General features: G+C 60.0%; 21 protein-coding genes. 14 read left to right on the forward strand and 7 right to left on the reverse strand.

From position 1 onward, the window contains the following. Window positions 1-14: 14 nt before the first annotated feature. From PAN31108_RS10690 to rfbF, 5 genes are read right to left on the reverse strand one after another with little or no spacing between them, the layout of a single operon-like run. On the reverse strand, window positions 15-956 hold the full coding sequence (locus PAN31108_RS10690) for a glycosyltransferase family 2 protein (RefSeq protein ID WP_150668847.1): 942 nt from the start codon (window positions 954-956) through the stop codon (window positions 15-17). Then, window positions 953-1,384 carry a GtrA family protein gene (locus PAN31108_RS10695; RefSeq protein ID WP_150668848.1) on the reverse strand — a complete coding sequence of 144 codons (432 nt, stop codon included), beginning with the start codon at window positions 1,382-1,384 and terminating at the stop codon, window positions 953-955. Before PAN31108_RS10695 ends, PAN31108_RS10690 begins: the two co-directional genes overlap by 4 nt. Window positions 1,385-1,433: 49 nt before the next feature. Continuing rightward, window positions 1,434-2,756, reverse strand: coding sequence for a lipopolysaccharide biosynthesis protein RfbH (rfbH, locus tag PAN31108_RS10700; protein WP_150668849.1), 1,323 nt, complete (start codon window positions 2,754-2,756; stop codon window positions 1,434-1,436). Continuing rightward, a complete protein-coding gene (rfbG, locus tag PAN31108_RS10705) occupies window positions 2,753-3,820 on the reverse strand; it encodes a CDP-glucose 4,6-dehydratase (RefSeq protein ID WP_174994925.1) in 1,068 nt (355 codons plus the stop codon). The genes rfbH and rfbG overlap by 4 nt, the downstream gene beginning before the upstream one ends. Then, complete coding sequence (rfbF, locus tag PAN31108_RS10710) at window positions 3,817-4,587, reverse strand: glucose-1-phosphate cytidylyltransferase (RefSeq protein ID WP_150668850.1); 771 nt, start codon at window positions 4,585-4,587, stop codon at window positions 3,817-3,819. The genes rfbG and rfbF overlap by 4 nt, the downstream gene beginning before the upstream one ends. Window positions 4,588-5,348: 761 nt before the next feature. Between rfbF and PAN31108_RS10715 the strand changes: the two genes are divergently transcribed. From PAN31108_RS10715 to PAN31108_RS10730, 4 genes are read left to right on the forward strand one after another with little or no spacing between them, the layout of a single operon-like run. Then, the gene (locus tag PAN31108_RS10715) at window positions 5,349-6,194 is read left to right on the forward strand and encodes a glycosyltransferase (protein WP_150668851.1); all 846 of its coding nucleotides are present in this window, start codon (window positions 5,349-5,351) and stop codon (window positions 6,192-6,194) included. Beyond that, on the forward strand, window positions 6,191-7,147 hold the full coding sequence (locus PAN31108_RS10720) for a UDP-glucose 4-epimerase family protein (protein WP_150668852.1): 957 nt from the start codon (window positions 6,191-6,193) through the stop codon (window positions 7,145-7,147). Before PAN31108_RS10715 ends, PAN31108_RS10720 begins: the two co-directional genes overlap by 4 nt. A gap of 13 nt (window positions 7,148-7,160) precedes the next feature. Beyond that, window positions 7,161-8,192 carry an MraY family glycosyltransferase gene (locus PAN31108_RS10725; protein WP_150668853.1) on the forward strand — a complete coding sequence of 344 codons (1,032 nt, stop codon included), beginning with the start codon at window positions 7,161-7,163 and terminating at the stop codon, window positions 8,190-8,192. A gap of 5 nt (window positions 8,193-8,197) precedes the next feature. Further along, window positions 8,198-10,075 carry a polysaccharide biosynthesis protein gene (locus PAN31108_RS10730; protein ID WP_150668854.1) on the forward strand — a complete coding sequence of 626 codons (1,878 nt, stop codon included), beginning with the start codon at window positions 8,198-8,200 and terminating at the stop codon, window positions 10,073-10,075. 43 nt (window positions 10,076-10,118) lie between these two features. Here PAN31108_RS10730 and PAN31108_RS10735 read toward each other — a convergent pair whose 3' ends face one another. Then, a complete protein-coding gene (locus tag PAN31108_RS10735) occupies window positions 10,119-11,093 on the reverse strand; it encodes a DMT family transporter (RefSeq protein WP_217426297.1) in 975 nt (324 codons plus the stop codon). Window positions 11,094-11,173: 80 nt separating this feature from the next. Further along, a complete protein-coding gene (locus tag PAN31108_RS10740; protein WP_174994926.1) occupies window positions 11,174-13,177 on the reverse strand; it encodes a type II secretion system protein GspG in 2,004 nt (667 codons plus the stop codon). Window positions 13,178-13,441: 264 nt separating this feature from the next. Here PAN31108_RS10740 and PAN31108_RS10745 point away from each other — a divergent pair, with 264 nt between their 5' ends. From PAN31108_RS10745 to PAN31108_RS10790, 10 genes are all read left to right on the forward strand, one after another. After that, a complete protein-coding gene (locus tag PAN31108_RS10745) occupies window positions 13,442-14,437 on the forward strand; it encodes a glycosyltransferase family 2 protein (protein ID WP_150668856.1) in 996 nt (331 codons plus the stop codon). Further along, entirely contained in the window at window positions 14,434-15,312 is an 879-nt protein-coding gene (locus PAN31108_RS10750) for a methionyl-tRNA formyltransferase (protein ID WP_150668857.1), read from the forward strand. The genes PAN31108_RS10745 and PAN31108_RS10750 overlap by 4 nt, the downstream gene beginning before the upstream one ends. A gap of 91 nt (window positions 15,313-15,403) precedes the next feature. Next, entirely contained in the window at window positions 15,404-15,793 is a 390-nt protein-coding gene (locus PAN31108_RS10755; protein ID WP_150668858.1) for a GtrA family protein, read from the forward strand. 6 nt (window positions 15,794-15,799) lie between these two features. Beyond that, entirely contained in the window at window positions 15,800-16,672 is an 873-nt protein-coding gene (locus PAN31108_RS10760) for a class I SAM-dependent methyltransferase (protein WP_150668859.1), read from the forward strand. Between the two features lie 17 nt (window positions 16,673-16,689). Continuing rightward, on the forward strand, window positions 16,690-17,853 hold the full coding sequence (gene rffA / locus PAN31108_RS10765) for a dTDP-4-amino-4,6-dideoxygalactose transaminase (protein WP_150668860.1): 1,164 nt from the start codon (window positions 16,690-16,692) through the stop codon (window positions 17,851-17,853). 356 nt (window positions 17,854-18,209) lie between these two features. Beyond that, window positions 18,210-19,574: a tyrosine-type recombinase/integrase gene (locus PAN31108_RS10770; RefSeq protein ID WP_150668861.1), complete on the forward strand. Its 1,365-nt coding sequence runs from the start codon at window positions 18,210-18,212 to the stop codon at window positions 19,572-19,574. Between the two features lie 72 nt (window positions 19,575-19,646). Beyond that, window positions 19,647-21,071: a tyrosine-type recombinase/integrase gene (locus tag PAN31108_RS10775; protein WP_306440141.1), complete on the forward strand. Its 1,425-nt coding sequence runs from the start codon at window positions 19,647-19,649 to the stop codon at window positions 21,069-21,071. A gap of 136 nt (window positions 21,072-21,207) precedes the next feature. Continuing rightward, window positions 21,208-22,371: a DUF4007 family protein gene (locus tag PAN31108_RS10780; protein WP_246183887.1), complete on the forward strand. Its 1,164-nt coding sequence runs from the start codon at window positions 21,208-21,210 to the stop codon at window positions 22,369-22,371. Then, a complete protein-coding gene (locus PAN31108_RS10785; RefSeq protein ID WP_150668862.1) occupies window positions 22,364-25,699 on the forward strand; it encodes an ATP-binding protein in 3,336 nt (1,111 codons plus the stop codon). The genes PAN31108_RS10780 and PAN31108_RS10785 overlap by 8 nt, the downstream gene beginning before the upstream one ends. After that, window positions 25,692-26,534, forward strand: coding sequence for a phosphoadenosine phosphosulfate reductase family protein (locus tag PAN31108_RS10790; protein WP_150668863.1), 843 nt, complete (start codon window positions 25,692-25,694; stop codon window positions 26,532-26,534). The genes PAN31108_RS10785 and PAN31108_RS10790 overlap by 8 nt, the downstream gene beginning before the upstream one ends. Window positions 26,535-26,726: the final 192 nt, after the last annotated feature.

The following is a 26,726-nucleotide window of genomic DNA, read 5'->3' on the forward strand; positions in this document are numbered from 1 at the left end:
AACTCTCAGTCAACTCAGTCAAAATTGATGCGTTCGCGCTCGACCACCATGGGACGCTTTACCGTATGCGTCACCAGCAGGCCGACATACTCGCCAAGCAGTCCCATCAGCAGGAACAGCATGCCCATGAAGAAGAACACGCCGACCGCCAGCGGCGCGAGGCCCATCTGGAATTCGTCCCACGCCAGAAGCTTGCGCACGACATAATAAATGCCCGCGAGAAAGCTCAGGCCGCTCAGGCCGATACCGATCATCGTCGCCACACGCAGCGGCGCCTTGGAATGGTTGACGATACCGAGCAGCGCGCTGTCGAGATAAACGAGGAAGGTGCCTTTCGAAATGCCGCGTTTGCGCACCGGCTTGTCGAACGGGATCTCGGCGCGAGCGTAGCCGATCTCGCAGATCAGCCCGCGGAAATACGGATACGGGTCTTCGATCTTGCGAAGAATGTCCATGACCGCTTTGTCGTAAAGCCCGAAGCCGGTGAAGTTCTGCACCTGCTCGACTTCCGAGATGCTCGTGATGAGCTTGTAGTGAGCCTTGCGCAACAAGGGCATCAGGCCGCGCTCTTCATGCTTGCGACGCACGCCGATCGCGACCTTGTAGCCCTCTTCCCACTTGCGGATGAATTCCAGCAGCAGTTCGGGCGGATCTTCCAGATCCGACGCCATGCCGATCACGGCGTCGCCCTGCGCGAGCAGCAGCGCATGGTAGGGCGAGCGGATATGACCGAAATTGCGCACATTGACGATGGCCTTGAGGCGTTTGTCCCTGGCTGCGATTTCCCGGATCACCTCGACGGTGCCGTCGGTCGACGCGTTATCGATCAGCAGAATCTCATAGTCGAGATGGGGCACTTGCGCCATCACGGACGTGATGCGCTGATGGAGTTCGGCGATGTTATCGCGCTCGTTGAAACAGCCAGCAACGATACTAACCAGTTTCTTTTCGCTCATCCGCGCTGTACTTTTTTGAATGTGAATCGATCGTGGCCCGCAAAGGAAATGACCACGCTGATGACCATGAGCAGCCCCTGCGCCAACCAGAACGGCATGCCAAGGACATTCACCAGCAGCCATAACCCGGCAATGCCGATGAGCGCGCTGCCGCCATACACGACGTAGCAACGCAAATACTCGCGCCACCACGAGGCGCGCGAGTTGAACACGAAGAACTTGTAGGTAATGAACGACTCGGTAATGCAAACCACGTTGGCGATCGCACCGATCACCACAATGTGCAGGTGCGAGCGCAGCGCGTAGTAAAGGCCAACCGTGGCGAAGTAGCCGAAAGCGGTATTGCACCCGCCCACGATCAGGTACCGCAACATCTTCTTACGGGTTTCCCGATCGCCGGTAAAAGCCGCTTTCAGCTTGTTCAACATGGTGCTTTGCCGCCTTTCGTTGAGACCTCGCGCATCCGAGTCGTCACACTCAGAAGTTCACGCCAAGGAATGTTTCGATCTTCTCGGCGATGAAGTCGAGCTGCGGCGCTTTCAATCCCGGGAACGTGCCGACCCAGAACGTATCGTTCATGATCACGTCGGTGTTGGTCAATTCGCCGCTCACACGGAAGTTGCGGCCGAGCATGTACGGCTGGCGCGTGAGGTTGCCCGCGAACAGCAGGCGCGTGCCGATCTTGTTCTGATCCAGATACGACAGCAGGTCGACGCGGCGCAGGCCGGCTTCCGGCTTGAGCGTGATCGGGAAGCCGAACCACGACGGATCGGAATTGGGCGTGGCTTCCGGCAGAATCAGGAATTCGGCACAGCTTGCCAGACGGTCCTTCAGATACTCGAAGTTGCGGCGGCGCGCCTCGATGAACTCCGGCGCACGGTCGAGCTGAGCCAGACCGCAGGCCGCCTGCATGTCCGTGATCTTCAGGTTGTAGCCGAGATGCGAGTACGTGTACTTGTGGTCGTAACCTTCGGGCAGATTGCCGAGCTTCCAGCAGAAGCGCTTGTTGCAGGTATTGTCCTTGCCCGGCGGGCAGTAGCAGTCGCGGCCCCAGTCGCGGAACGACTCCGCGATCAGGCGCAGGTCCGGATCGTTCGTGAACACGGCGCCGCCCTCACCCATCGTGATGTGGTGAGCCGGGTAGAAGCTCAGCGTGCCGATGTCGCCGAACGTGCCGACCATCTTGCCGTCATAGGTCGAACCCAGCGCGTCGCAGCAATCTTCGATCAGCCAGAGGTTGTACTTCTTGCAGATCGCGACAACCGCTTCGAGGTTGTACGGGTTGCCCAGCGTGTGGGCCAGCATGATCGCCTTGGTCTTCGGGCTGATCGCCGCTTCGATCTTCGATGCGTCGATGTTGTACGTACCCAGTTCGACGTCGACGAACACCGGCACGGCGCCGAATTGCAGAATCGGGTTGACCGTGGTCGGGAAGCCCGCCGCCACGCCGATCACTTCGTCGCCCGGCTGAATCGCACGCTCGCCCAGCTTCGGCGATGTCAGCGTGGAGAACGCGACCAGATTCGCCGACGATCCCGAATTGACCGTGATCAGGTGCTTCACGCCGATGAACTTGGCCAGACGCTTCTCGAACTCGTCGTTGAAGCGCCCGGTGGTGAGCCAGCCGTCGAGCGAGGCCTCGACCATCAACTCGAGCTCACGCGCGCCAATGACCTTGCCGGACGGCGGAATTACCGTGACACCGGCCTCGAAGTCGGGGGCACGCGTGGAGAGTTCGCCGTATTGACCGACCAGCTGAATGATTTGCTCGCGGAGCTGTTCTTTAGTGGGGGACGTCATTTGGTTTGGTAAGCGTTGATTTGTGAAAGAGTCAGCGCACGCATGTCGGCGTTGCGCAAAAACGCCTGATGCCACTCGACGATATGGTCGATCGCTTCGGAGAGCGTCCAGCGCGGCGTCCAGCCGAGCAGCGTCTTCGCCTTCGAGCAGTCGAGCTTCAGATACGTCGCTTCGTGCGGTTGGGGGGCCGAATCGCGCTGCCACGCAGCGCCGTCGCCCCAACGGGCGACCAGATGCTCGACGATCCACTGCACGGGTTGCGTATCCGAGTCGCTGGGGCCGAAATTCCAGCCGCCGACGAACGCCGGACCTTCCGTATAGAGCTTCTCGGCGAGCCGCAGGTAGCCGCTGAGCGGTTCGAGCACGTGCTGCCAGGGACGGATCGCATGCGGATTGCGGATCTGCACCGGCGTGCCGCGACTCAACGCGCGCATCATGTCGGGAATCAGGCGGTCGCCCGCCCAGTCGCCGCCGCCGATCACGTTGCCGGCACGACCGCTGCCCACGGCGACACCGTGTTCGGCGTAGTGATCCGGGTGGAAATACGAGTTCCGGAAGGCGTCGGTCACCAGTTCGGCACAGCCCTTGCTATTGCTGTACGGATCGAAACCGCCCATCGGCTCGGTTTCACGGTATCCCCATACCCACTCGCGATTCTCGTAGCACTTGTCGCTCGTGACGTTGACCACGGCGCGCACGGAAGGCGTATGCCGCACGGCTTCGAGCAAATGCACGGTGCCCATGACGTTGGTGGAATACGTCTGCACCGGCTCCTTGTACGACAGACGCACGAGCGGCTGGGCCGCCATGTGGATGACGATTTCGGGCGCGACTTGGGAAAAAACTCGTGTCAGATGATCGAGGTCGCGAATGTCGCCGATGATCGACGTCATGCCGTCGGCGACACGCGCCGTTTCGAACAGGCTCGGTTGCGTCGGCGCCTCAAGCGCGTAGCCGGTCACCTCGGCACCCAGTTGTTGCAGCCATAGGCACAGCCAGCCGCCCTTGAAACCGGTGTGGCCAGTCACCAGAACCCGTTTGCCTCGCCAGAATTGCTCGCTCATTCCCAAATTTTCCAAGGCGCCTGACCCGAATTCCACAGATCTTCGAGGTGATTCTTGTCGCGCAGGGTGTCCATCGGCTGCCAGAAGCCCTTGTGGAACCATGCCTGCATCTGCCCCTCACGCGCGAGACGCTCCATCGGGCCGCGCTCCCAGATCGTGTCGTCGCCGTCGATATAGTCGATGACCTTCGGCGAAAGCACGAAGAAGCCACCGTTGATCCACGCGCCGTCGCCGTGCGGTTTTTCCTGGAAGCTACGAATGAGATTGCCTTCGAGATCGAGCGCGCCGAATCGTCCGGGCGGCTGGGTCGCGGTCAGCGTACCCAGTTTGCCGCTCGCACGGTGAAATTCGATCAGCTTGGTGATGTCGACGTTGCCCACGCCGTCGCCATAGGTGAAGCAGAAGTCTTCGCCGTTCAGATACGGCGCGACGCGCTTCAGACGCCCGCCGGTCATCGTGTGTTCGCCGGTATCGACCAGCGTCACGCGCCACGATTCGGCGTTGTTCTGATGCACTTCCATCTTGTTGTCACGCATATTGAACGTGACGTCGGACATGTGAAGGAAGTAGTTCGCGAAGTATTCCTTGATGACGTAACCCTTGTAGCCGCAGCAAACGATGAAATCGTTCACGCCATGCGCGGAATACGTCTTCATGATGTGCCAGAGGATAGGCCGGCCGCCGATTTCAATCATCGGCTTCGGCTTCAAATAAGTTTCCTCGGAGATACGGGTGCCCAAGCCACCAGCAAGCAACACTGCTTTCATTTCAATTGCGTCCTCTTTAACCGGGTCGGGAAATCGGTGCTTGCTTCAATCTGAACAATCAACCACGCCGGATTGTTAAAGCATTTCCGAAACGCAAGCCAACATCGCTTTGATAATTCCGGCAAATGCAAATCGATCAACACACGGAATGAATTGATTAGCAGACTTTTCTATTGTTATAAATCACTGCAAATGGCCGGGGGCTCGGTGGACGGCACGCCCGCCGTTCCTTCAGCAAGCCTCTCGCACTCATGATGGGAATATTCCCAAGCAACAGGCTTCCCCCGATGTGAGGCTGAACCGATTCAAAATCGTGCAACGAAAGCACCTGAATCGATGCTCGACATCCCGCTTATCGGAATTTGCCGTACTTAGACGCTTCATAAGCACTCAATGAGCAAGGCCGGCGTACATCTTCGGCAAAGGTCATCCATACATCGGACGAAAATCAAGCATCGGAAACCCGAGATTATACACAGCCACTTTTCACCCTCGTCAACCTGATCCCGGACGCGCCAAACCGTTTGTGCGGCAAAGCCGACACCCCCGGCATCGGGCTTGACAACCGGCCAAGCAACTTATGCGCAGGTTCGGCCCTCAGAACACGGATTCTCAAGATAATGGAGGTCGTCGTGCACGCCTTGCGCGGACTGCTAAATTTGCGCACACTGGCGAGCTGTCCCGGGCCGGGCGACGCGTCCGTCGATGCCATCAAAACTATCAAAACCTCCCCGGGAAAGCGCCTACCGTTACTATTACTTATGACTGTTACAAATCACCGGCCGCAGGGCTCAGGCGGACTGTCCGTCTCCCTTGTCGTGTATCGGCCCGATGCCCGATTGCTTGAGCGCACCCTGGCCAGCCTGGCCGAGGCGAGCGCCGAATTGCAGCGTCAACGGCCCGGCATGTCCCTCGCCGTGAGCATCGTCGACAATGGCGGACTGGCGCAGGCGCAGGTCCGACTGGACGCGCTTGAGCGCCCGGGTATCTCGTATCAGGTCATCAGCGGTCACGGCAACGTCGGGTATGGACGCGGCCACAATCTCGCAATTTCCCAGGCTCACAGCGACTACCATCTGGTGCTCAATCCGGACATCGACCTGGCGCCTACGGCATTCGTCGAGGCGCTCGCGTTCTTCGATCGGCATCCCGACACCGCCTTGATCACGCCCCGCATCGGCGACGAGCACGGCGGCATTCAATATCTTTGCCGTCGCTTCCCCACGTTGCTCGATCTGTTCGTACGGGGTTTCCTGCCGACCGGCATGCGGCGGCATTTCCGGCGGCGTCTCGCGCGCTACGAAATGCGCGATGTGATCAACGAACACGACGTGGTCTGGAACCCGCCCATCGTGAGCGGCTGTTTCATGTTGTTCCGAACCAACAAGCTCGCGGAACTCGCCGGCTTCGATCCGCGCTATTTCCTGTACTTCGAGGACTACGACCTCAGCCTGCGCACCCACGATGTGGGACAGGTCGCCTACGTGCCCTCGGTGCGCGTGCTGCATTTCGGCGGGGGCGCATCGCGCAAGGGTTGGACCCACGTGAAGATGTTCGGCGCATCGGCCTTCAAGTTCTTCAACCGCTTCGGCTGGAAACTGCTATGAGCCGTCTGCTTGTCACCGGGGCAAACGGCTTCGTCGGCCGGGCACTTTGCCGGACGCTGCTCCAGCAAGGGCAGTCAGTCACCGGGCTCGTGAGAACACCCCAAAGTTGTATTCCCGGCGTTCAGGAATGGGTGCATCGCGGCAAGGATTTCGACGGTATCGAGGCCGGCTGGCCGCAGGGACAATCGTTCGATGCCGTGATTCATCTCGCAGCGCGCGTCCATGTCATGCGCGACCGCGCGGCGGACCCAATGAGTGAATTTCGCTCAACCAACGTTCAGGGAACGCTGAACGTCGCGCAAGCCGCCCATCGTCACGGCGTGCGGCGCATGGTCTTCGCAAGCAGCGTCAAGGCCCTCGCGGAAGTCGATGGCGGACGTCCCTTGCGAGAAGACGACCCTGCACAACCGCAAGACGCTTACGGGCACTCGAAGCGAGAAGCCGAGCAGGCGCTCGTCGCCTTCGGTGCACGCACCGGCATGGAAATCGTCGTCGTCCGCCCGCCACTTGCGTACGGACCGGAAGTGAGCGCAAACTTCCTGAGGTTGATGACGGCAGTGGCGCGCGGCATTCCTCTGCCGTTAGGTCGGGTCGAAGCGCGGCGCAGCATCGTCTATGTGGACAATCTCGCGCAGGCGCTGGCGCAATGTGCGACCGACCCGCGCGCAGCCGGCCATTGTTTTCACGTCGCCGATCGCGACGCGCCGACGGTCGCCGCGCTGGTGCGCGCGATGGGCCGGCATTTGGGCAAGCCGGACCGTCTCGTGCCGGTCCCCGTGAGCTGGCTGCGTCTGGCGGGTCGAATGACGGGCCGCACCGACGCCGTCGATCGTCTTGTGAGCAATTTGCGGCTGGACACGTCGCATATCGAATCCGTTCTGGGCTGGCAGCCGGCGTTTTCGACGGACGAAGGACTGGCCGTCACCGCCGAGTGGTACCGTTCCCGGCATTAAGGCAGGCAGACGTATGTCGACGCAACTCCTCGCGCTTTCCCCCTGGTGGTCCCTGACGCTGACCGGCGTCGCGGCGGCTGCCGTATGCGCACTGATTCTCGGATTTCTGCTGAAATCGGGTCTCGCGTGGCAACTCGCCACCGACCTGCCGAACCATCGTTCTCTGCATACTCGCCCGACCCCACGCGTGGGCGGCTGGGGCATTGCACCGGTCGCGGCAATCGGCATCTGGCAGCTCGCGCCATCGTTGTGGCTTATCGCCTTGCTCATGCTGTTCGTAGCCGCCGTCTCGCAGATCGACGACCGGCGCGGGCTGCCGGCGCGGGTACGGTTTACCGCGCATCTGTTCGTCGTGGTCACGACCGTGAGCGTGTATCCGGCCGCGGTACCGGTGTGGGCGCTCGCCGTGATCGCGATTCTGATGGTCTGGCTCGTCAACCTGTATAACTTCATGGACGGCGCCGACGGCATGGCGGGCGGCATGGCGCTCTTCGGCTTCGCGGGATACGCCGCAGCCGCCATGCTGAGCGGGCACGCCGCGCCGTCGCTGGCGCTCGGCTCATGCGTCGTCGCCGGCGCTGCGGCGGGCTTCCTGTGCTTCAATTTCCATCCCGCCCGGATATTTTTGGGCGACGCCGGTTCGATCTCGCTCGGATTCCTGGCAGGCGCCTTCGGTTATTGGGGATGGCGTGACGACGTCTGGCCGATCTGGTTTCCGGCGCTGGTGTTCTCGCCCTTCATCGGCGACGCATCGGTGACGCTGCTGCGACGCCTGCTGCGTGGGGAGAAGGTCTGGCAGGCGCACCGGGAGCATTACTATCAACGCATGGTACGCAGCGGGATGGGGCATGCGAAGACGGCGGCTGTTTGGTACGTCGTGATGCTGAGTGGCATAATTCTCGCCGTGTCGGCACTTGACTGGCCCCCGATGATTCAATGGGTTAGCGTCGGCGCGTGGGTGCTGGTGCTTGCCATGATGGGCATTGTCGTCGACGCAAGATGGCGCCGCTTCAATTCAGCAACTTTGGAAAACCGTGGAGTGTGACGCAGATGGCGCAGCACAAAGCATCTTGGCGATCACTTGGCGCGTTTCTGTTCGACCTGCTCGCGGTCGCCGGAACCTGGCTTGCCGCCTATCTGGTTCGTTTTAACGGCGAAGTGCCGCCCCTGTTCTGGTCGGGCGCGGTGAGCGCCCTCGTCTGGGTGCTGCCCGTCTATGGCGTGATGTTCCTGACGTTCGGCCTGTATCGCGGCATGTGGGTGTTTGCCAGCCTGCCGGATCTGATGCGCATCGTCAAAGCGGTGGTGGCCGGCGGATTCGTCATGATGATGGGCGCGGCCATGATTCAGCCCAGTCCGATCATCCCCCGCTCGGTCCTGCTCGTCTCCCCGCTATTCCTGTTTCTGGTCATGGGCGGGTCCCGCGCGGTGTATCGCGCGTCGAAAGAGTTCTACCTGTATGGCGGTCTCATCGGACAAGGCAAGCCGGTGATCGTGCTCGGTGCGGGGAACTCCGGCGCCAGCCTCGCGCGCGAGCTGTCGCGCTCCAGCGAATGGCGTCTGGTCGGTCTGCTCGATGACGATCCCGCCAAGCAGGGCCGCGAAATCTACGGCTATAAGGTGCTGGGCCCGATTTCGGATCTGCCTCGCTGGGCCGCCGAGTTGAAGAGCGAAAACGCGATCATCGCCATTCCGTCGGCGTCGGTCGAAGCGCAGCGACGCGTGGCCACGATTTGCGTGCGGGCCGGTGTGCGCGCCATGGTGCTGCCCGAGTTGACGACCCTCATTCAGGGCCGCGCCTTTTTGTCGCAAGTCCGCCAGATCGATCTTGAGGACTTGCTGGGCCGTCAGGCGATCAAGATCGATATGCCTGAGGTCAAGGCGCTGCTGCGTGGCGGTGTGGTGATGGTCACCGGCGCGGGGGGCTCCATCGGTTCGGAGTTGTGCCGGCAAATCACGCGCTTCGAGCCTGCGCAACTGATCGCGTACGATCAGTCCGAATACGCCATGTATCGCCTGACGGAAGAATTGCGCGAGCGTTTTCCGCATCTGCCCGTGGTCCCGGTGATCGGCGACGCGAAGGATTCGCTGCTGCTCGATCACGTCATGTCGCGCTTCAAGCCGCACATCCTTTTCCATGCGGCCGCGTACAAGCACGTGCCGCTGATGGAAGAAATCAACACATGGCAGGCGATTCGCAACAACGTGCTCGGCACCTATCGCGTGGCGCGCGCAGCCATCCGTCACGACGTGGGTCACTTCGTGCTGATTTCGACCGACAAGGCCGTCAACCCGACCAATGTCATGGGCGCGAGCAAACGTCTCGCGGAGATGGCCTGTCAGGCGTTGCAGCAAACGAGCGCACGAACGCAATTCGAGACGGTTCGGTTCGGCAACGTACTGGGCAGCGCGGGAAGCGTGATCCCGAAGTTCCAGCAGCAAATTGCTCAGGGCGGCCCGGTGACGGTCACGCATCCGGAGATCACACGATTCTTCATGACGATTCCCGAGGCGGCGCAACTGGTGTTGCAGGCGTCGAGCATGGGACAAGGCGGGGAGATTTTCATCCTCGATATGGGCGAGCCCGTCAAGATCGTCGATCTCGCACGCGATCTGATTCGGTTGCATGGACTCAACGAGGACCAGATTCGCATCGAATTCTCCGGCTTGCGGCCCGGCGAGAAGCTCTACGAAGAACTGCTGGCCGACGACGAAGCCACGACGCGCACCCCGCATCCGAAATTGCGTATCGCGCAGGCGCGTGCCACGCCGCAGCATCTGCTCGACGAATTGCTGCCCTGGCTCGAGCAACGCCGTGTGCCGAGCGATCAGGAAGTGCGTCGCGACCTGCAACGCTGGGTGCCGGAGTATCAGCCCGCGCTCGGGCCGGCGCTTCAGAGCGTGAATTCGACGTACCGCGCCTCGTAAGTCCCGGGATCCGGCGCGCCCATGCGTTCACCGGCGCGCTCGGTCAATGCGTTTGCGACATCTCGCGGGGCTGAGGCGCTGCGGGCGCGGCGCTCATCGCCGCCCGTCGCGTGCGGGCGAACGACAGCAGCAGTCCACCCCCCACAATGATGAGCATGCCCACGATGCTCAGGCCATCGGGGAAATGGCCGAAGATGAACCAGCCGAGCAGCGCGGCCCACACCAACTGCACGTACATGAACGGCGTCAATGTCGACACGGGCGCATGACGAAATGCGTGGATCACGCAGAAATGGCCGATCCCTGCGTAGATGCCCAGCGACACAATACCCAGCGTCTGCGGTAGCGTCGGCATCGTTTCCAGCGGTATCCACGGCAAGGCAAAGCTCAGACAGACGGTGCCCACCAGCGCGGTGTAGAACAGCATGGTGATGCTGTCTTCCACGTGACTGAGTTTGCGGGTGAGAATCTGGTAGAAGCTGAAGGAGACGGCGGACAGCAGCACCAGCAGCACGCCCTCGAGCGGCAGATGGCTGCTTGGCCGCGAGATCAGTACGGCGCCGGATGCGCCGACGAGAATTGCGCACCAGCCCAGACGTCCGACCTTCTCGCCGAGCAGCGGCCCCGCGAGCATCGTTGCGATCAAGGGCGACATGAACGCGAGACCGGCCGTCTCCGCCATCGGCAGGATACGCAGCGCAATGAGTCCCGAAAGGCTGGTGCCCAGCAGCAGCAGGCCGCGCACCACCTGTGCGCCCGGATGTTTCGTGCGCATGATCGACCCGCCGCGCGACGGCGCGAAAACCACCACCATCAGCACCAGATGCACGGCATAGCGCGCCCATACGAGCAGCGGCACGGCGATACTCAAAGACAAGGCTTTTGCCGTGGCGTCCATCGAAACGAGCAGCAATTGCGAGAGAAGAAGCCAGCCGATGCCGCGCATCGGGTTCGACGCGCCTGACGTGGCTTTCGCAGGGACTTTCGCGGGGGCTTTCGAAGGGACGTTCGTGGACACGGTCGGGGGTCGGTCGGGGGTCGGTGACTCGTTCTGGACATCGCGGGACAGGCACCGTCGCCGACCCCGCCTCTCAATCGCTAGTGGTTGGCGAAGCCGGGACTCCAGAAACCGAACGCATGTTCGGGCCGTAGCGGGTCGACCAGATCGGGCCTCGCCTTGCGACCGTACGCCGCGTCTTCCGCCCCGTGTGCAATGATTTTGTAATCCCGGCCGTTCGACATGTACAGGTACTGGTGATTGGCGGCAGACAGCCCGCGCGGATCGGTCGGCACCACCGCCAGATACTTGGGAACGAGTCCCGGAATCCAGCGATCCCGGGGCGGATGCGAAGCATCGTTCACGCTGACTTCCGCCACTGGATACGCGCCATTATCGGCGTAATACGCGTTCAAAGCGTTGCGAATGACCGTGAGATCGGCTACGACACGCGCGTAGCGATCAGCCGAACACGAGAAATCGGAAAGGCTAAGGCGCGTGAGCGGCGCGAGAAAAGCGTCGATGTTCTCGTGCCGGAACCAGAGGGTCCGATAGTACCGGGCGACGACCGATAAATCGTGCGATGCGTCCGGCGTGAAACGCACATGTAATGTGACACGACAGTCGCGAACGGCAGCAAGATTCAGATCCTTGAGGAGATAGCGCGATAGCGGCAGCGTCCCCGCGAACGCCACCACATCGAGCGGTTCGTCGGCGGGATTCCCGAAACGACGCTCCTCATGCCAGGCCGATCTGAAAATGCTGGCGTATTCGTAATAGACATATTTCTCGTGCCAACGCGCGGTGTCGTCGTCCACCCAGATCATCGACGAACGCTCGATAGGCTCACGCGGCAACGAGCGCAGATTGACGATCGTCGAAGCGTCCTTGATCCAACGCAGTTCCCAAGTGAGATAGATGTTCCACGTGCTCACCACGAATGCACCGATCAGCGCGGCGAGCAATGCGCCTTGCACGGCACCCCCGCTGCGAACCGGCAGTAACCCGCCGAGCACGCGCCCGAGCAGCACGCCCGCCAGAGCGACCGGCAGATTCACCAGCAGCGCATGACGCGTGTCCCATCCAAAGGTGGACGGCAACTTGCCGACCACAACGTAGGGAAACGCTGCCGCGACGAAAAACAGCACGCAAAAGACGACCAGTCCGAGCGTACCGGGCAGATACGCCCGTGTTGATGTCAACCCGCGTTGCGCTCTCACGAACCGCAGCGTCCCGTATCCTGCCAACGCCGTGCAGACAGACCACGCCACGAAAGCGGTCATGTTCGTGGACAGCAACGCCCAAGCGCTCTCGAACGGTCCGAATAACGTGATCTGCGCGAATTGAGAAAACGCCGCCGGCCACGTCTGCGGCATGATTTCGATCTGGTTGTATGTTGCGTACAGGCCGAAAGTCTTCCAGAAAACGAACTTGATGCCGACGAACAAAACCGGCACCAGGAGATAGTCGGCAAACCGGCCAAGACGAAGCAGCGCGACGAGCGGACGCCTGTCCAGCCATTCGTGGCGGCGATGCCATAGCAGCACCAGGAGCGCCACGCCATAAAATGCGACCAAAGACACCGTCAGGAAGCTGACGAAGAACATCGCCAGCGCGGCCAGTCGGGCAACGAAGCGGGCCACCTTTCCCGAAGGCGGCGCCATGGCAAGACGCCACGCCGTCAGAAATAGCGCATAACAAACGACATAAGGCAGCGTGATCAGCTCGAAATACATCTGATAGGCGGTGTATGAGCAGAAGATCGCCGCGGCAATCACGCCTTCACCATCCGACAGCACGTGCGTGCGGCGTGCCACGGAGTACACCATCAGGGTCGCGACGAGGATCGAAAGAAAAGCCGTTACCTTGTACGCCAGCAATACGTTCGGCGCGAACCACATCAACCGATGCAGATAAGCGAGCCACGGGAGACCGTTCTCCCGGAACATCGCAAAGAGCTGAGCTGCGTTGTGGTCCTGATAAAGCCCGTAGATCAACGAGCCGTCCCAGTAGGCGCCGTTGTTGAGCAAGAGCGGGAAGTGACAGACGACAACGAGCACGACCAGCAGCAACGGCGCCAGGCAGCGATGACTTCGGATGTTCATTCGGTCTTCATGAAGGGTAAGCAAACGCATGCCGGCGCGCGTCCCCCTGGCATGCGACAAGGCCGCCGGGGCGGCAAAACACGGAGCATATAATACTCGGCGGAGCACGATGCACGTCACGCCGAATATGGAATATGAGATACTTCGGCCCGATCGGGAGGACTCGACCACACGGTTAAGGTTGCCCCGCATAAGCGCTCAGGAATCGTCAGTTCACGACTTGTTCGATCGCCTCCTTTTCATAAATTTCAGGAATTGGAATACATGGCGTCTCTCGGCCCGGTGAGCCTCGCCGAAAGCGAAGCGTTGTCCGTCGTCGTGCCGGTCTATCGATCGGCCGCTTCGCTGCCTCTCCTGCATGAGCGATTGACCGCCGTGCTTGAGATCCTCTCTCCGGCGCATGAAATTATTCTCGTGGAAGACGGTGGCAACGACGGCACCTGGGACGTCATCACTTCGCTTGCCGCCACAGATTCACGCGTGCGCGGCATTCGCATGAGCCGTAACTACGGGCAGCACAATGCCTTGCTGTGTGGCATTCGCGCAGCCGTGCATCCCCTGATCGTCACGCTCGACGACGACCTCCAACATCCGCCCGAAGAAATCCCCCGCCTGCTGGACGAACTCCGACGAGGCGACTTCGACGTGGTTTACGGTGCACCTGAGCGTGAGCAGCACAGCTTCTGGCGCGATACGGCCTCGGTCGTCACCAAAATTGCGCTGATGAACGCGATGGGTGCGCAAACCGCGCGCCATGTGAGCGCCTTTCGCGTGTTCCGCACGTCGCTGCGCAACGCATTCGCGGATTACAGCAGCCCGCTGGTATCCATCGACGTGTTGCTGACCTGGGGGACAACACGCTTCACACACCTGAAAGTGCGTCACGAACCGCGACGTATCGGCGTGTCCAACTACAGTGTCTGGAAGCTGTTCACCCATGCGATGAACATGATCACCGGCTTCAGCACGGTCCCGCTGCAGCTCGCCAGCTTCATCGGCTTCGGCTGTGTACTCCTTGGCATCGTGTTGCTCGGCTACATCTTCCAGCAATTCGCCATGTACGGTCGTGTCGTGCCCGGCTTCTATTTCATCGCCTCGATCATCACGGTGTTCGCCGGCGCACAGTTGTTCGCGCTCGGCATGATCGGCGAGTATCTTGCACGCATGTATTTCCGCAGCATGGACAAACCCGTCTACTCGGTCGCGGAAACGACGTCCCGCCCCTCTGCTGGCCACGACAAACCGGTGAACGCTTCGTGAGTACGCTGACTCTGTTTCTGATGACCCGCAAGGGGTATCAACTTCTCGCCGACACGGTGGACACCTTCCGGGATCTGTTTGCGAAGGTGGTCGTCGGTCGCGACGCTACGCTCGACGACGACTACGCCGCGCAGACCATCGCACTGTGCGAGCGTCACGGCATTGCTTGGACCGAGCGCAGCCAGCACCGCGAGATCGACACCGACTACGCGATGGCCGTTGGCTGGCGCTGGATGATCGACTTTCCTGAAGACCGGCTCATCGTCTTTCACGATTCGCTCCTGCCCCGCTACCGCGGCTTCAATCCGCTCGTGAGCGCCCTGATCAACGGCGACGATCGCGTGGGGGTGACTGCACTGCTGGGGGCATCGGAATACGATGCCGGGCCGGTGCTTGCGCAGGCGTCCATGGCGCTCGCCTATCCCTGCACGATCGCGCGCGCCATCGACGACATTTGCGCGTGCTATCGCGACGCCGCGCTCGCCGTGTTCCCTCAGTTGGCGCAAGGCACCCCGCTACAGGGCGTGCCACAGGACGACGCCGCCGCCACCTACAGCCTGTGGCGCGACGAAGAGGACTACCGGATCGACTGGCATGGCGACGCCACGCGGCTCGTGCGTCACATCGATGCGCTGGGCAGTCCGTATGCAGGTGCCCGAACGCTGGTGAACGGCGTGCTGGCCCGCGTCGGACACGCGCAAGCCCTGCCGGATGTGCCGATCGAAAACCGTACCCCAGGCAAAGTCATTCGCATCGACAACGGCTTGCCCGTGGTCGTTTGCGGGCAGGGTCTGTTGAAAATCGTCGAGCTGACGGATGTCGCGAGCGGTGCGTCGCTACTGCCGCTGACGAAGTTTCGCTCGCGCTTTGCGTGATGGCACATGGGTAATGCGGTCGCAACGTGCGGCACGCAGCGGGAATCCGCATTCAGCGATGCGCCTGCCTGCGATATCTAACTTTCGGCAAATGGCGCTCACCCGGCAAATCGTACGCTTCGGTATCGTCGGACTCGTCTCGAACGTGGTGCTGTATGGGCTCTACGTGATCGCGACGAGTCTCGGTGTACAGCATACCGTCGCGATGACGGCAGTATTCGCGCTGGGCGTGATCCAGACGTTCGTGTTCAACAAGCGGTGGTCGTTCGCCTATCGCGGGCCGGGCGGCGGTGCCATGCTGCGTTACGTGATTGCCTATGTGGCGGCCTACGGCATCAACCTGACGGCAATGCTGTTGCTGGTCGACGTCGAAGGTTTTCCGCATCGCGTGGTGCAAGCCGTCATGGTCGTGGTGGTTGCAATCTTCATGTTCCTGGCACAACGGTTTTGGGTCTTCCGAAGCCGGTCTATCTCGGTCTGACTGTCAATGAAACGCTGTCCGAATTGCGGCGATCTCGGTGTCGACGCGTCATGGAATTGCTCGGTTTGCGGCGCGACGCCACGTCGGGTGGGCGAGGTGCTGGAATTGGCGCCCGCGCTCGCCTCGGCCAACAGTGGCTTCCGGGCCGAGCATTTTCTCCCGCTCGCGGAAGTCGAAGAGCGCAACTTCTGGTTCCGCGCCCGCAACCGGATCATCTCCTGGGCGGCGCGGCCCTTCATGCGCGCCGGCACCACGTTCTGCGAAGTAGGATGCGGCACCGGTTATGTGCTTGCTGGTCTGGCGCGTGCTTACCCCGACGTGAAATTTTCGGCCACGGAGATTTATTCGACAGCGTTGTCGTTCGCCGCGACACGTCTGCCGTCAGCGTCGTTCTATCAAATGGATGCACGCTCCTTCGCCTTTGCCGATGAGTTCGACGTCATCGGGAGTTTCGACGTACTCGAGCATATCGAGGAAGACGAAGCGGTCATGCGTGAGCTGCATCGGGCGCTCAAGTCGAAGGGCACGCTGTTACTGACTGTCCCGCAGCATCCCTTCCTGTGGAGTCAGCAAGACGAGCAGGTATGCCACGTGCGTCGCTACACGCGTGCCGACATTCGCGCCAAACTGGAGCGCAACGGGTTCCGGGTGACGCTGGCCACGTCGTTCGTCTCATTGCTTTTTCCGGCGATGCTGGCGTCTCGCAAACGATCGCGTATCGATGACGCCGAATACGACATGACGGCGGACCTGCGTTTGAGTCCCCCGGTCAACGCGATCATGGGGGCCGTCATGGCGCTCGAATTTGGCATGATTCAACTTGGTGTACGCTTTCCTTTTGGTGGCTCGCTGCTGATCGTCGCGCAGAAGACCTCGTGATATTTACCAATATCCGCATGAACCCGACTCTTCCCCACGCCATACCGTTCAATCGACCGTACATGACGGGCAACGAGCTAACGTACATCGCGCAGGCGCACACGCTCGGCAAGCTCGCCGGTGACGGGCCGTTCACGGCGCGCTGTCAGCAGTGGCTCAGAGCGCAGACGACCAGCCATCAGGTGCTGCTCACGCACTCGTGTACTGCGGCTTTGGAAATGGCGGCCCTGCTGCTCGACCTGCAGCCCGGCGACGAAATCATCATGCCGTCCTACACCTTCGTGTCCACGGCGAATGCCTTCGCGCTACGCGGCGCCACGCCGGTGTTCGTCGACATTCGCGAGGACACACTCAATCTCGACGAGACGCTGGTGGAGGCTGCCATCACGCCGCGAACGCGGGCGATCGTCGTGGTGCATTACGCCGGCGTGTCGTGTGAGATGGACACGTTGCTGGCGATTGCCGCCAGGCATGGACTCAAAGTCGTAGAGGACGCAGCCCAAGGTGTACTGTCGCGTTACAAGGGGCGTGAGTTGGGCGCCATCGGCGACATTGGTGCATTCAGCTTCCACGAGACGAAAAATGTCATCAGCGGGGAGGGCGGTGCGTTGCTGGTCAATCGCACCGACTTGGCGCAACAGGCCGAGATCATCCGAGAGAAGGGAACGGACCGGAGTCGCTTTTTCCGCGGCGAAGTCGATAAGTACACGTGGCAGTCGATAGGTTCGTCGTTCCTGCCGGGTGAAATCACGGCGGCCTTCCTGTGGGCGCAGTTGGAGCAGGCGGAGTCGCTAACCCGGCGCAGGCTGGCGTTGTGGGATACGTACCACGCGTCACTCGCTGCGCTCGAGCGTCGAGGCGCCATCCGCCGTCCGGTGATTCCGGCGGACTGCGAGCACAACGGGCACATGTACTACGTACTGCTCGCACCGGAGATCAACCGCGACCGGGTCCTGGCACACTTGAAGTCGGTCGGCGTGCATGCCGTATTCCACTATGTGCCCCTGCACTCCGCGCCGGCGGGCGTCAAAGTCGGCCGCGCCGCGGCCGCGCTTCCGATCACCGATGGCCATGCCGCTCGGCTGATCCGTCTTCCGATGTGGATCGGGCTGACGGCGGAACAACAGGCTCACATCGTGCAGGCGCTGACCGACGCCGTGACTCGTTGCATGGATCGGTAGCGCCAAGCCCCCTGACGGGTGGCTGCCGATCGGATGTCGAAAGCGAAAAACAAAAAACCCCGCGAGCCGTAGGCTTGGCGGGGTTTATGCGTGCCTCCGGGCGAGGCCGGGGTTGTGCCATGGGTCAAGCTGGTGGAGCGGAGGAGGATCGAACTCCCGACCTTCGCATTGCGAATGCGAGCAAGTCGACATTGATCGAAATTGATTCACGTTTATCGAAACATGCACGTTTATGAATTTAAACGATTTTTACTGAAATCGCCCCTCATTGCTGTTGATCGAGATTCCCTCGCTGGCGCATAATCTGGTTACATGGCGGTTACACGAAATCGCCGACTTATGGGCAAGGGGGTTGGGTGGCGAAGGTCAACTTCACTGCGGCTCGTGTAGAGGCGCATCGCTGCGAAGGGGGTAAGTCGCAGTCATTTCTTTGGGACAGCAAGACGCCCGGGCTTGGCTTGCGAGCAACACCCAGCGGAGCCAAGGCTTATATCTATCAAGGGAAGATCCATGGCTCGACGGTTCGGATGACGATCGGCGATCCGAGAAGCTGGACGATCGACAAGGCTCAAGAGCGCGCTCGCGCTCTCCAGACGCTCATCGACGGCGGAGTTGATCCGCGCGAGCGAGAGGCCGAGCAGAGGGCCGAACACGAAGCCCGCCAGGCAGCGAAGCGCCGTCAGGACGCGACTGTTGGCGAAGCATGGCAGCATTATTTGGAGCATCTGCGAACGAAGATTTCCCCCAAAACGAAAAAGCCGCGGTCCGAGAGATACATCCTCGATCACATCAACCTCTCCTCGCCGGGCGGCGGTATTGCGAAGCGCGGCGGCAAAGAAAAGGTGCGTGGGCCATTGGCCCCGCTCATGCCGCTGCGGTTGACCGAGATCACGGCGACGTCCATGTCCGAGTGGCTCGAGGCTGAGATACCCCGAGGACCGACAAATGCCGGTCATGCATTCGGTCTGTTCAAAGCGTTCATTCGATGGTGTGACAGTGACGAGGCATACGCGGGCATCATTCCCCACGACGCCTATTCGTCGCCGAAGGTCAAAGGTATTCTCCCGCGCAGCGCGGCAAAGGACGACTGCCTACAGCGGGAGCAGCTTTCCGTTTGGTTTAGCGCCGTGCGTGGCATCGCGAATCCGGTCATCAGTGCGTACCTGCAGGGCCTCCTGATCACAGGAGCCCGCCGGGAGGAACTCGCCGCATTGCGCTGGGATGACGTGGACTTCCGATGGAGGAGCCTAACGATGAACGACAAGGTGGAAGGTACAGGTGGTCGAACTATTCCACTCACCCCATACTTAGCGGGCCTACTGCGTCACCTTCAGCGCCTCAACGAGATGCCCCCAAATAGACGCCAAGCCGCTCGACTCTCAGAAAGAGGGGAACAATGGGAGCCTTCCGAGTGGGTGTTCGCCAGCAAAACTGCATCGGACGGCAAGATAGCCGAGCCGCGTCATGCGCACAATCGAGCGTTGACCTCGACGGGTTTACCTCACCTTTCCCTGCATGGTCTACGCCGCTCCTTTGGCACGCTTTCAGAGTGGGTTGAGGTTCCGGTCGGTGTCGTCGCTCAAATCCAAGGGCACAAGCCGTCCGCGCTTGCTGAGAAGCACTATCGCCGCCGTCCTCTCGACCTGCTACGTGTATGGCACGACAAGATTGAGGCCTGGATGCTTGAGCAGGCACAGATTGAGTTCGGACCGTCAAAGTGATGGTCTACGCACCAGCACATCGGCTGAACATCAACCGAAGGGTTAGTGTTCAGCCATATATTGAGGTCCATCATGCCTCTTACCGATCTGGAAGTTCGACGTGCAACGCCACGGGAAAAAACATACCGGATCTATGATGGTCGCGGTATGTATCTTGAAGTTGCGCCCACAGGCGGAAAATACTGGCGCTTAAAGTATCGATTCAATGCTCGCGAAAAAAGGCTGTCGTTTGGTGTTTATCCGGACGTAACGCTAGCTCACGCACGCGGGAAGCGGGACGAAGCACGGGCCATGCTGGCTGATGGGATCGATCCCAGCCAAGCCAAGAAGGAGAAAAAACGCCTCGCCCAATTGAGCTCAGCCAATACATTCAGGGTCGTTGCGCTGGAATGGTTTGAGAGACAAGCGCCAGGATGGACCGACAGCCACTCGGAAAAAATTATGGGGCGCCTCGTGAAAGATGCGTTTCCCTTGCTGGGGCCGCGCCCGATAGCAGAGATAACTGCGCCAGAAGTTCTCGCAGTGTTGCGCCGTGCCGAATCGCGTGGCGCAAACGACACCGCACATCGGCTCCATCAAACTTGTGGGCAAATTTTCCGTTATGCGGTTGCAACTGGTCGTGCGATGCGAGACGTGAGCGTTGATCTCCGCGGCGCTTTGCGGCCCAATACACACACGCATTTCGCTGCTCTTACCGACCCTCACAAAGTGGGTGAAATGTTGCGGGCGCTAGACGGATTCGCCGGCACGTTCGTTGTTGGCGCCGCATTGCGACTAGCGCCTCTGCTGTTCGTCCGCCCCGGGGAGCTGCGTCAGGCGGAATGGTCACAGTTTGATCTAGATCGTCGCGAGTGGCGCTACGTCGTGTCGAAAACAAAAACGGAACATCTTGTCCCACTCGCGACTCAGGCTGTAGAAATCCTGAGAAAGCTGCATGGCCTTACTGGAAACTGGCGATTCGTGTTTCCTGGCCGAGATCGCAGGAAGCCAATGAGCGCAGCGGCAATAAACGCCGCATTACAGCGACTAGGATTTGATACACAAACCGAGATCACTGGCCATGGCTTTCGCGCTATGGCAAGAACGATTCTTCATGAGCGCCTTCGCTTTCCGGCGGAAGTGATAGAGCATCAACTTGCGCACCGAGTACCGGATATTCTTGGCACTGCTTACAACAGGACGAGATTCCTTGATGACCGAGTCAAAATGATGCAGGCGTGGGCTAATTATCTCGATCTACTAAAGACAGGACATGAAAGGAATAGTGAGGAAGTCAGAGACATGAAGGCTGCGACGATCCACGTCACCGAAGGCCTCAACTGCCAAAATTTGCTTGAGGCGTTCCTATCCGGCGCAGATCTCGGTAGCGGTGGTTCCGACAATAGCGCCCACCCACTCCCCTACTTAGCTGTCGCGAAGCTTCTCCGCTATTTCGCGCACGCATTTGCGGTTGCGCACTACGCCGATAGACTCAACCATAAATCCAAGGCGCATTAACGCAGTCCGTGGCCGAAACGAGCCGCTAGGATTTTCACCCGATCGCCGCGCCGTTTTTTACATCTCGCCTGCGCCCAACTGAACTGCGGCTCTCACTCTCCATCTGACCAACGGCACATTGTCCTCCGTTAGTTGCGTGCCGACATTGCCAAAGCAAATCGCAGATTCGCCTGAGCGCAACGCCGAAGGCTCGCACGGCCTAACAACTTCTCCAGTTGCCACCCTTCACGCGCCCCGATTTTTTTGTCAGCATTGCGCTCGAATGAGTCGATGCGTCTCACGAAGAGAACAACTACTGAATTTCAGCAGCAATTTAAAAGACCTATCTACCTACTATTCGACCGAACTGGTGAATTCCACCAGTTCGGCTAAAATGACGAGCATGATGCCCGACCAAAGCGCTCCAAAAACCACGCCCGCTCACTTCTCCGGCCACGAGACGTTTCCATTGCGTCAGATGTGGCTCAAGAAGGTTTGCCATGAAGCAATCGACGGCCAAATTAGCAAGACTGTCTTCACCGATGGCAACGCTATTGCGACCTTTGGGGTTGGCAAAAACATGGTGGCCTCGATTCGGCATTGGGCGTTAGCTTGCGGTGTCATGTCCGAGGCAGGCGATCATTTCAAAATGAGCAGTCTTGCCTACGAAATTCTAAAAGACAGTGGACTTGATCCCTATGCCGAGAACCCGTCATCGGCATGGCTTGCACATTGGCAACTTGCGGGTCGATGCTATCGCTCGACGACTTGGTATTGGTTGTTCAATCACGTCACAGCTCCGTCGTTTACGCGCCAGGAGCTCGAAGAGCCGTTGGCGCGCTATGCGCGCCAACTTGACCCCAAACATCGCCTTTCCGCGTCGACGCTGTCTAGAGACTTGGAGACATGTTTGCGTAGCTATGCGCCGCGTGTGGCTGGAGGGTCGCCGGAGGATTTCGCCGAACCATTGCTAGGCGAGCTAGGTCTGCTGCAAGAGATTCACAAAGGCCAATATGCATTTCGACGCGGCCCTAAAGCTTCTTTGCATGACGGCATCTTTGCCTACGCCTTAGTCGATTTTTGGAACCGCGAAGCGGGTGGGCAAAGTTCGCTAGCTTTTGAGACCATTGCTTACGCTGATGGCTCCCCCGGTCGCGTTTTCAAACTTGACGAGGAGTCGATCGCCCAACGGCTGATCGCGCTCTCGGACTTCACCAATCGCAAACTCGAGTGGACCGACTCTGCCGGCCTTCGCCAGGTCCACCGAAAGGACCTGACGAAGGACGACCACAAAAACATGATCAGACGCGCTTATGACTGACAAAAAGCAAGTGGTTCTGTCGGACATCGTCCAAATTTCGCGCCAATATCAGCGCTCTATCCGCGTCGACGCCGACATTGGACGTGTAGACGCCCTCTCCGGCTACATCTGCCATGCCACGGCTGGCGCCGTGGTCGATAGCATGTGCGTACAACTCTCGGGGACCAACCAACGCAGCTTTACTTGGACCGGCCCCTTTGGCGGAGGTAAGAGCTCGCTGGCCGTCGCGCTGGCAAGTGCGCTACATCCCGACAAGAACCTTCGGGTGAAAGCGCGAGAAGCTTTGCACTTGAATTCCAAGCCCGCCTTCGACAGGGCCTTCCCGGTCCGCAAAGGATGGTTGATCGTGCCGGCCGTGGGACGACGCGGGAGCGTCGTCGCTGCACTTAACGCAGCCCTTCGGCAAGCGCAGGGTAAGACAGTGGACGGCCGCAACAAGCCTAACAGCCAAACCCTTATCGCCGAATTGCTCGTGGAAGCGCAGAGCCGTCCACATGACGGTGTGCTGGTCCTCATCGACGAAATGGGAAAGTTCCTGGAAGCCTCAGCGCTAGGTTCGGGGGACGATGTCTATTTTTTCCAAGAACTCGCCGAAGCGGCCGCACGCTCAGACGGTCGTTTGGTGGTAGTCGGCGTACTGCATCAATCCTTCGCGCAATATTCCGCTCGGCTTGGCATCGACACTCGTGACGATTGGGCTAAGGTACAGGGCCGCTATGTAGACCTGCCTTTCGTAGCAGCCAGCGACGAAATTGTAGAACTTATCGGTCGCGCGATCGAAACCGAGCGGCGGCCGGACTGGATTCCCGAGACATCAAAGGCGATCGCCGACGCTATCCGCTCGCGCCGCCCCGCTGCTGGGCAAGGCTTCGCCAACGCGTTGGCCGGCTGTTGGCCGCTACATCCGGCCATGGCAGCGCTACTTGGGCCAATCTCCAAACGACAATTCGGGCAGAACGAGCGCAGCACATTTGGTTTCCTGTCATCAGTTGAGCCGTATGGCTTTCGTTCCTATCTGAACTCGACCCTTGTCAGTGAAGCAACTTGGTATCGCCCCAGCGACTACTGGGACTACCTTCACTCAAATCTTGAGCCTGCCATTCTCGCGTCCCCTGACGGTCATCGTTGGTCGCAAGCGGTCGAAGCGATCGAGCGAGCCGAGGCTAAGACAGGTGATCCGCTGCTGGTGAGTCTGATTAAGAACATCGCGATCATCGACCTCTTCCGTGCCGGTTCTGGCTTAGCGGCCGACGCTGCCGTGATCAAGGTGCTCTTTTACGACAAGACACAAGAGGAACTTGACAACGCGCTGCAGCAGCTCTCCGCTCTCAAAATCGCCCTTTACAAAAGCTATACCGGCGCCTGGTCGGTCTTCGAAGGCAGCGATTTCGACATTGACCAGGCCATCGCGCAATCTCTAGCCGCCTCGCCTGGCGTTGACTACGCACGCCTCGCGCAGCTCATGGGATTACATCCGGTAGTCGCCAAGCGCCACTACCACGAGACGGGCTCCATGCGTTGGATGGAGCTGACTCTGTGCAGCATCGAGCAGGCCGAGAAGATCTCCACCGACTTCCGCCCACGTAAGGGCGAGTTCGGAACATTTATCCTAGCCCTGCCCGACAAGGGTATGAGTCCACGGACCGCTAGCCTTCGTGCGCAAGCGTGTTCGAAGCTCCGTCCATGGCCAGTGCTGGTCGGCATTCCTGAGAATCATGCCCGAATCGCAGAGCTTTCGGCCGAGCTGGTGGCATTGGAGCAGGTAAAAGAGCGCCATGAGCTGTCCGGAGACGCTGTGGCTCGCCGCGAAGTCTATGCGCGGCTAGCAGCAACTCGGGCGAATCTGGAAGACCAGCTCCAAGCCGCCGTGTCGTTGGCGAAGTGGCACGACGGGACGGGCGCCATCGTCGAACCTAGGTCGAAGCTATCGCCGGTGGCGTCTGGGCTCGCCGACGAGCTTTTCAGTGCGCCACCGGAGGTATGGAGCGAACTGGTTAACCGCGATAGCATTTCTAGCAACAGCGTGAAAGCCCGTCGTGATCTGCTGCATGCGATGATCGACTCCGAGGACCGAGAGGCACTCGGCTTCGAGGGCTTCCCCGCCGAACGGGGGCTCTACGAGACACTGCTCAAGAGCACCGGGCTGCATCGCCAAGATACCTCCGGCGCGTGGCGTCTAGTTGCGCCGGGCAATGGATCGGCAAGCAGCTTCGAGCCCCTTTGGGAGGAAACTCGTGCACTCTTCTCGGACGGCGAAACCCGAGTGGGTGCCCACGAGATCTACGCACTGTGGAATGCACCCCCCTTCGGAATGAAGCAGGGAATCCAGCCGGTGATCCTCACGGCATACATGCTTGCGCATAAGGCCAATATCGCCGTCTACAAGGACGGGATGTTTGTGCCTCGACTCACAGATTTCGATATCGACGAATTGTTGCAAGACCCCGACCGCTTCTCATTGCGTTGGGTAGCTATCGACGAGGACAAGAATCGAATCCTTAATGGCATCGCGAAGCTACTGGCAGAGATTGGCGAGAGTGCGGACGCAGCCGATCCGCTTGAAGCTGCTCGCGGCTTGGTAGCCATGGTCTTCAACCTGCCAGAATGGGCTCGAAGGACGCAGCGCCTGGGCGAAACAGCTAAGGCCATGCGCGACATGCTCGTGAAGGCCAGCGATCCGCACAAGGTACTGTTCGTCGACCTGGCATCGTTGCTGAACGCCGCTGACGGCAAGTCCTATGTAAAAGCTCTTCGCACACCACTGCAGGAGCTGGCAAGCGCCTATGGAAAAATGCTCGCTGAAGTTGAGGGGAAGATGCTGGAGGCACTCGACGCGCGCAGGGATGATCTTGAAGCGTTGCGCCAACGTGCTCGTTCCGTCTCTGGCATTTCTGGCGACTTGAGATTGGATGCGTTTGCGACGCGCTTGGCCAACTTCGACGGAGAAAGAGCCTCGCTTGAGGGCATCCTAAGCCTTGCTGCCGAGAAGCCTCCCCGCGATTGGGTGGATCGGCACATCGACGCGGCCATCTTGGAGCTAACAAAGTTCGCCCGACGTTTCCGCGAAGCTGAGGCTTTTGTGGCAGTGCAAGGTCGCGAGGCACACAGCGAAGCCATCGCTGTCGTCATCGGCGCAGGGTCAAATACTGAGACAATTTCGCGCTCGTTTGCAATCTCGGACCGTCATCGTCAGATCGTGGAGTCCAAGGCTGACGAAGTCGCCTCAATGCTTGAACGCCAAGGTTTAGGAACCGATATATTGCTGGCAATACTGGCCAAGGCTGGGATGAAGATAGCGTCTATCGACAAGGAGACTGCAAATGGCTGAGCGTCATGTTCTGGGGATTTCCGGTGGCAAGGATAGTGCCGCGCTGGCGGTCTACATGCGTGACCATCACCCCGAGCTCGATATTGATTACTTCTTTACCGATACCGGCGAGGAACTACCTGAAGTTCACGAATTTCTCGGCAAGCTTGAGGGGTACCTAGGAAAACCTATCGCGCGACTCAATCCGGGTCGTGACTTCCGATTCTGGTTGCGCCAGTACAACCATTTCTTGCCGAACCCTCAAAGCCGTTGGTGCACACGAAAGTTGAAGCTTGCGCCATTCGAAGACTGGGTGAAGCCTTGGCTGGCGTCGGGCGACGTAGTCACTTCGTACGTGGCGATACGGGCGGACGAAGACTATCGTGAAGGCTACGCGGCTAAAGCTGACAATCTGTTTGTGAAGCTGCCCTTCCGCGAAGCCGGCATCGACAAAGCAGCTGTGATCGACATTCTGGAGAATTCTGGTGTCGGTTACCCCAAGTACTATGAATGGCGCTCGCGCAGCGGCTGCACGTTTTGCTTCTTTCAGCAGAAAATCGAGTGGGTCCGCCTAAGGGATAAACACCCGCGAGCGTATGAAGAAGCGAAAGCCCTCGAGAAGGACGCTTTGGAACACGGGGCACCCTTCACTTGGTCAAAGGGCGAATCGCTCGTTGACATGGAGCAGCCGGAACGCGTAGCGGAAATCGAGGCGGAATACGAGATCCGACGCGTTCGCATGCGCAAGAGTATCCCCATTAATCCTTTGCGGCCTGTGAAGGCCTGCCCCGAGGACATCGATGATGTCTACGGCGTGGATGAAGGCAACGGCTCCTGCAACGTCTGTCACAAGTAAATCAAGGGCCGACGGGAAGGATAAGCACCGACAACGACCCGTCCCTCCCCTGCGGCCCCACACCTTTCTGCTCGGAGACTCGTAGTTTCGCTGAACACTTGCTGGAAGTTGATGCGGCTGGGGACTACCTTGAGAAACACAACGCCCTACGTGAGAGAGCATGGTACAGCGACGATTGGGGCCGAGACGATC

Source organism: Pandoraea anhela (assembly GCF_902459655.1).
Classification (GTDB): Bacteria; Pseudomonadota; Gammaproteobacteria; order Burkholderiales; family Burkholderiaceae; genus Pandoraea; species Pandoraea anhela.

What these genes read in the sequence shown, in the direction of transcription:
- rfbG (WP_174994925.1), bottom strand. Translation starts at nt 3,820, where the DNA reads ATGAGCGAGCAATTCTGGCGAGGCAAACGGGTTCTGGTGACTGGCCAC.
- PAN31108_RS10760 (WP_150668859.1), top strand. Translation starts at nt 15,800, where the DNA reads ATGAAACGCTGTCCGAATTGCGGCGATCTCGGTGTCGACGCGTCATGG.
- PAN31108_RS10725 (WP_150668853.1), top strand. Translation starts at nt 7,161, where the DNA reads ATGTCGACGCAACTCCTCGCGCTTTCCCCCTGGTGGTCCCTGACGCTG.
- PAN31108_RS10775 (WP_306440141.1), top strand. Translation starts at nt 19,647, where the DNA reads ATGCCTCTTACCGATCTGGAAGTTCGACGTGCAACGCCACGGGAAAAA.
- rfbH (WP_150668849.1), bottom strand. Translation starts at nt 2,756, where the DNA reads ATGACGTCCCCCACTAAAGAACAGCTCCGCGAGCAAATCATTCAGCTG.
- PAN31108_RS10695 (WP_150668848.1), bottom strand. Translation starts at nt 1,384, where the DNA reads ATGTTGAACAAGCTGAAAGCGGCTTTTACCGGCGATCGGGAAACCCGT.
- PAN31108_RS10740 (WP_174994926.1), bottom strand. Translation starts at nt 13,177, where the DNA reads ATGAACATCCGAAGTCATCGCTGCCTGGCGCCGTTGCTGCTGGTCGTG.
- PAN31108_RS10720 (WP_150668852.1), top strand. Translation starts at nt 6,191, where the DNA reads ATGAGCCGTCTGCTTGTCACCGGGGCAAACGGCTTCGTCGGCCGGGCA.
- PAN31108_RS10785 (WP_150668862.1), top strand. Translation starts at nt 22,364, where the DNA reads ATGACTGACAAAAAGCAAGTGGTTCTGTCGGACATCGTCCAAATTTCG.
- PAN31108_RS10730 (WP_150668854.1), top strand. Translation starts at nt 8,198, where the DNA reads ATGGCGCAGCACAAAGCATCTTGGCGATCACTTGGCGCGTTTCTGTTC.
- rffA (WP_150668860.1), top strand. Translation starts at nt 16,690, where the DNA reads ATGAACCCGACTCTTCCCCACGCCATACCGTTCAATCGACCGTACATG.
- PAN31108_RS10745 (WP_150668856.1), top strand. Translation starts at nt 13,442, where the DNA reads ATGGCGTCTCTCGGCCCGGTGAGCCTCGCCGAAAGCGAAGCGTTGTCC.
- PAN31108_RS10755 (WP_150668858.1), top strand. Translation starts at nt 15,404, where the DNA reads ATGGCGCTCACCCGGCAAATCGTACGCTTCGGTATCGTCGGACTCGTC.
- PAN31108_RS10790 (WP_150668863.1), top strand. Translation starts at nt 25,692, where the DNA reads ATGGCTGAGCGTCATGTTCTGGGGATTTCCGGTGGCAAGGATAGTGCC.
- rfbF (WP_150668850.1), bottom strand. Translation starts at nt 4,587, where the DNA reads ATGAAAGCAGTGTTGCTTGCTGGTGGCTTGGGCACCCGTATCTCCGAG.
- PAN31108_RS10715 (WP_150668851.1), top strand. Translation starts at nt 5,349, where the DNA reads ATGACTGTTACAAATCACCGGCCGCAGGGCTCAGGCGGACTGTCCGTC.
- PAN31108_RS10690 (WP_150668847.1), bottom strand. Translation starts at nt 956, where the DNA reads ATGAGCGAAAAGAAACTGGTTAGTATCGTTGCTGGCTGTTTCAACGAG.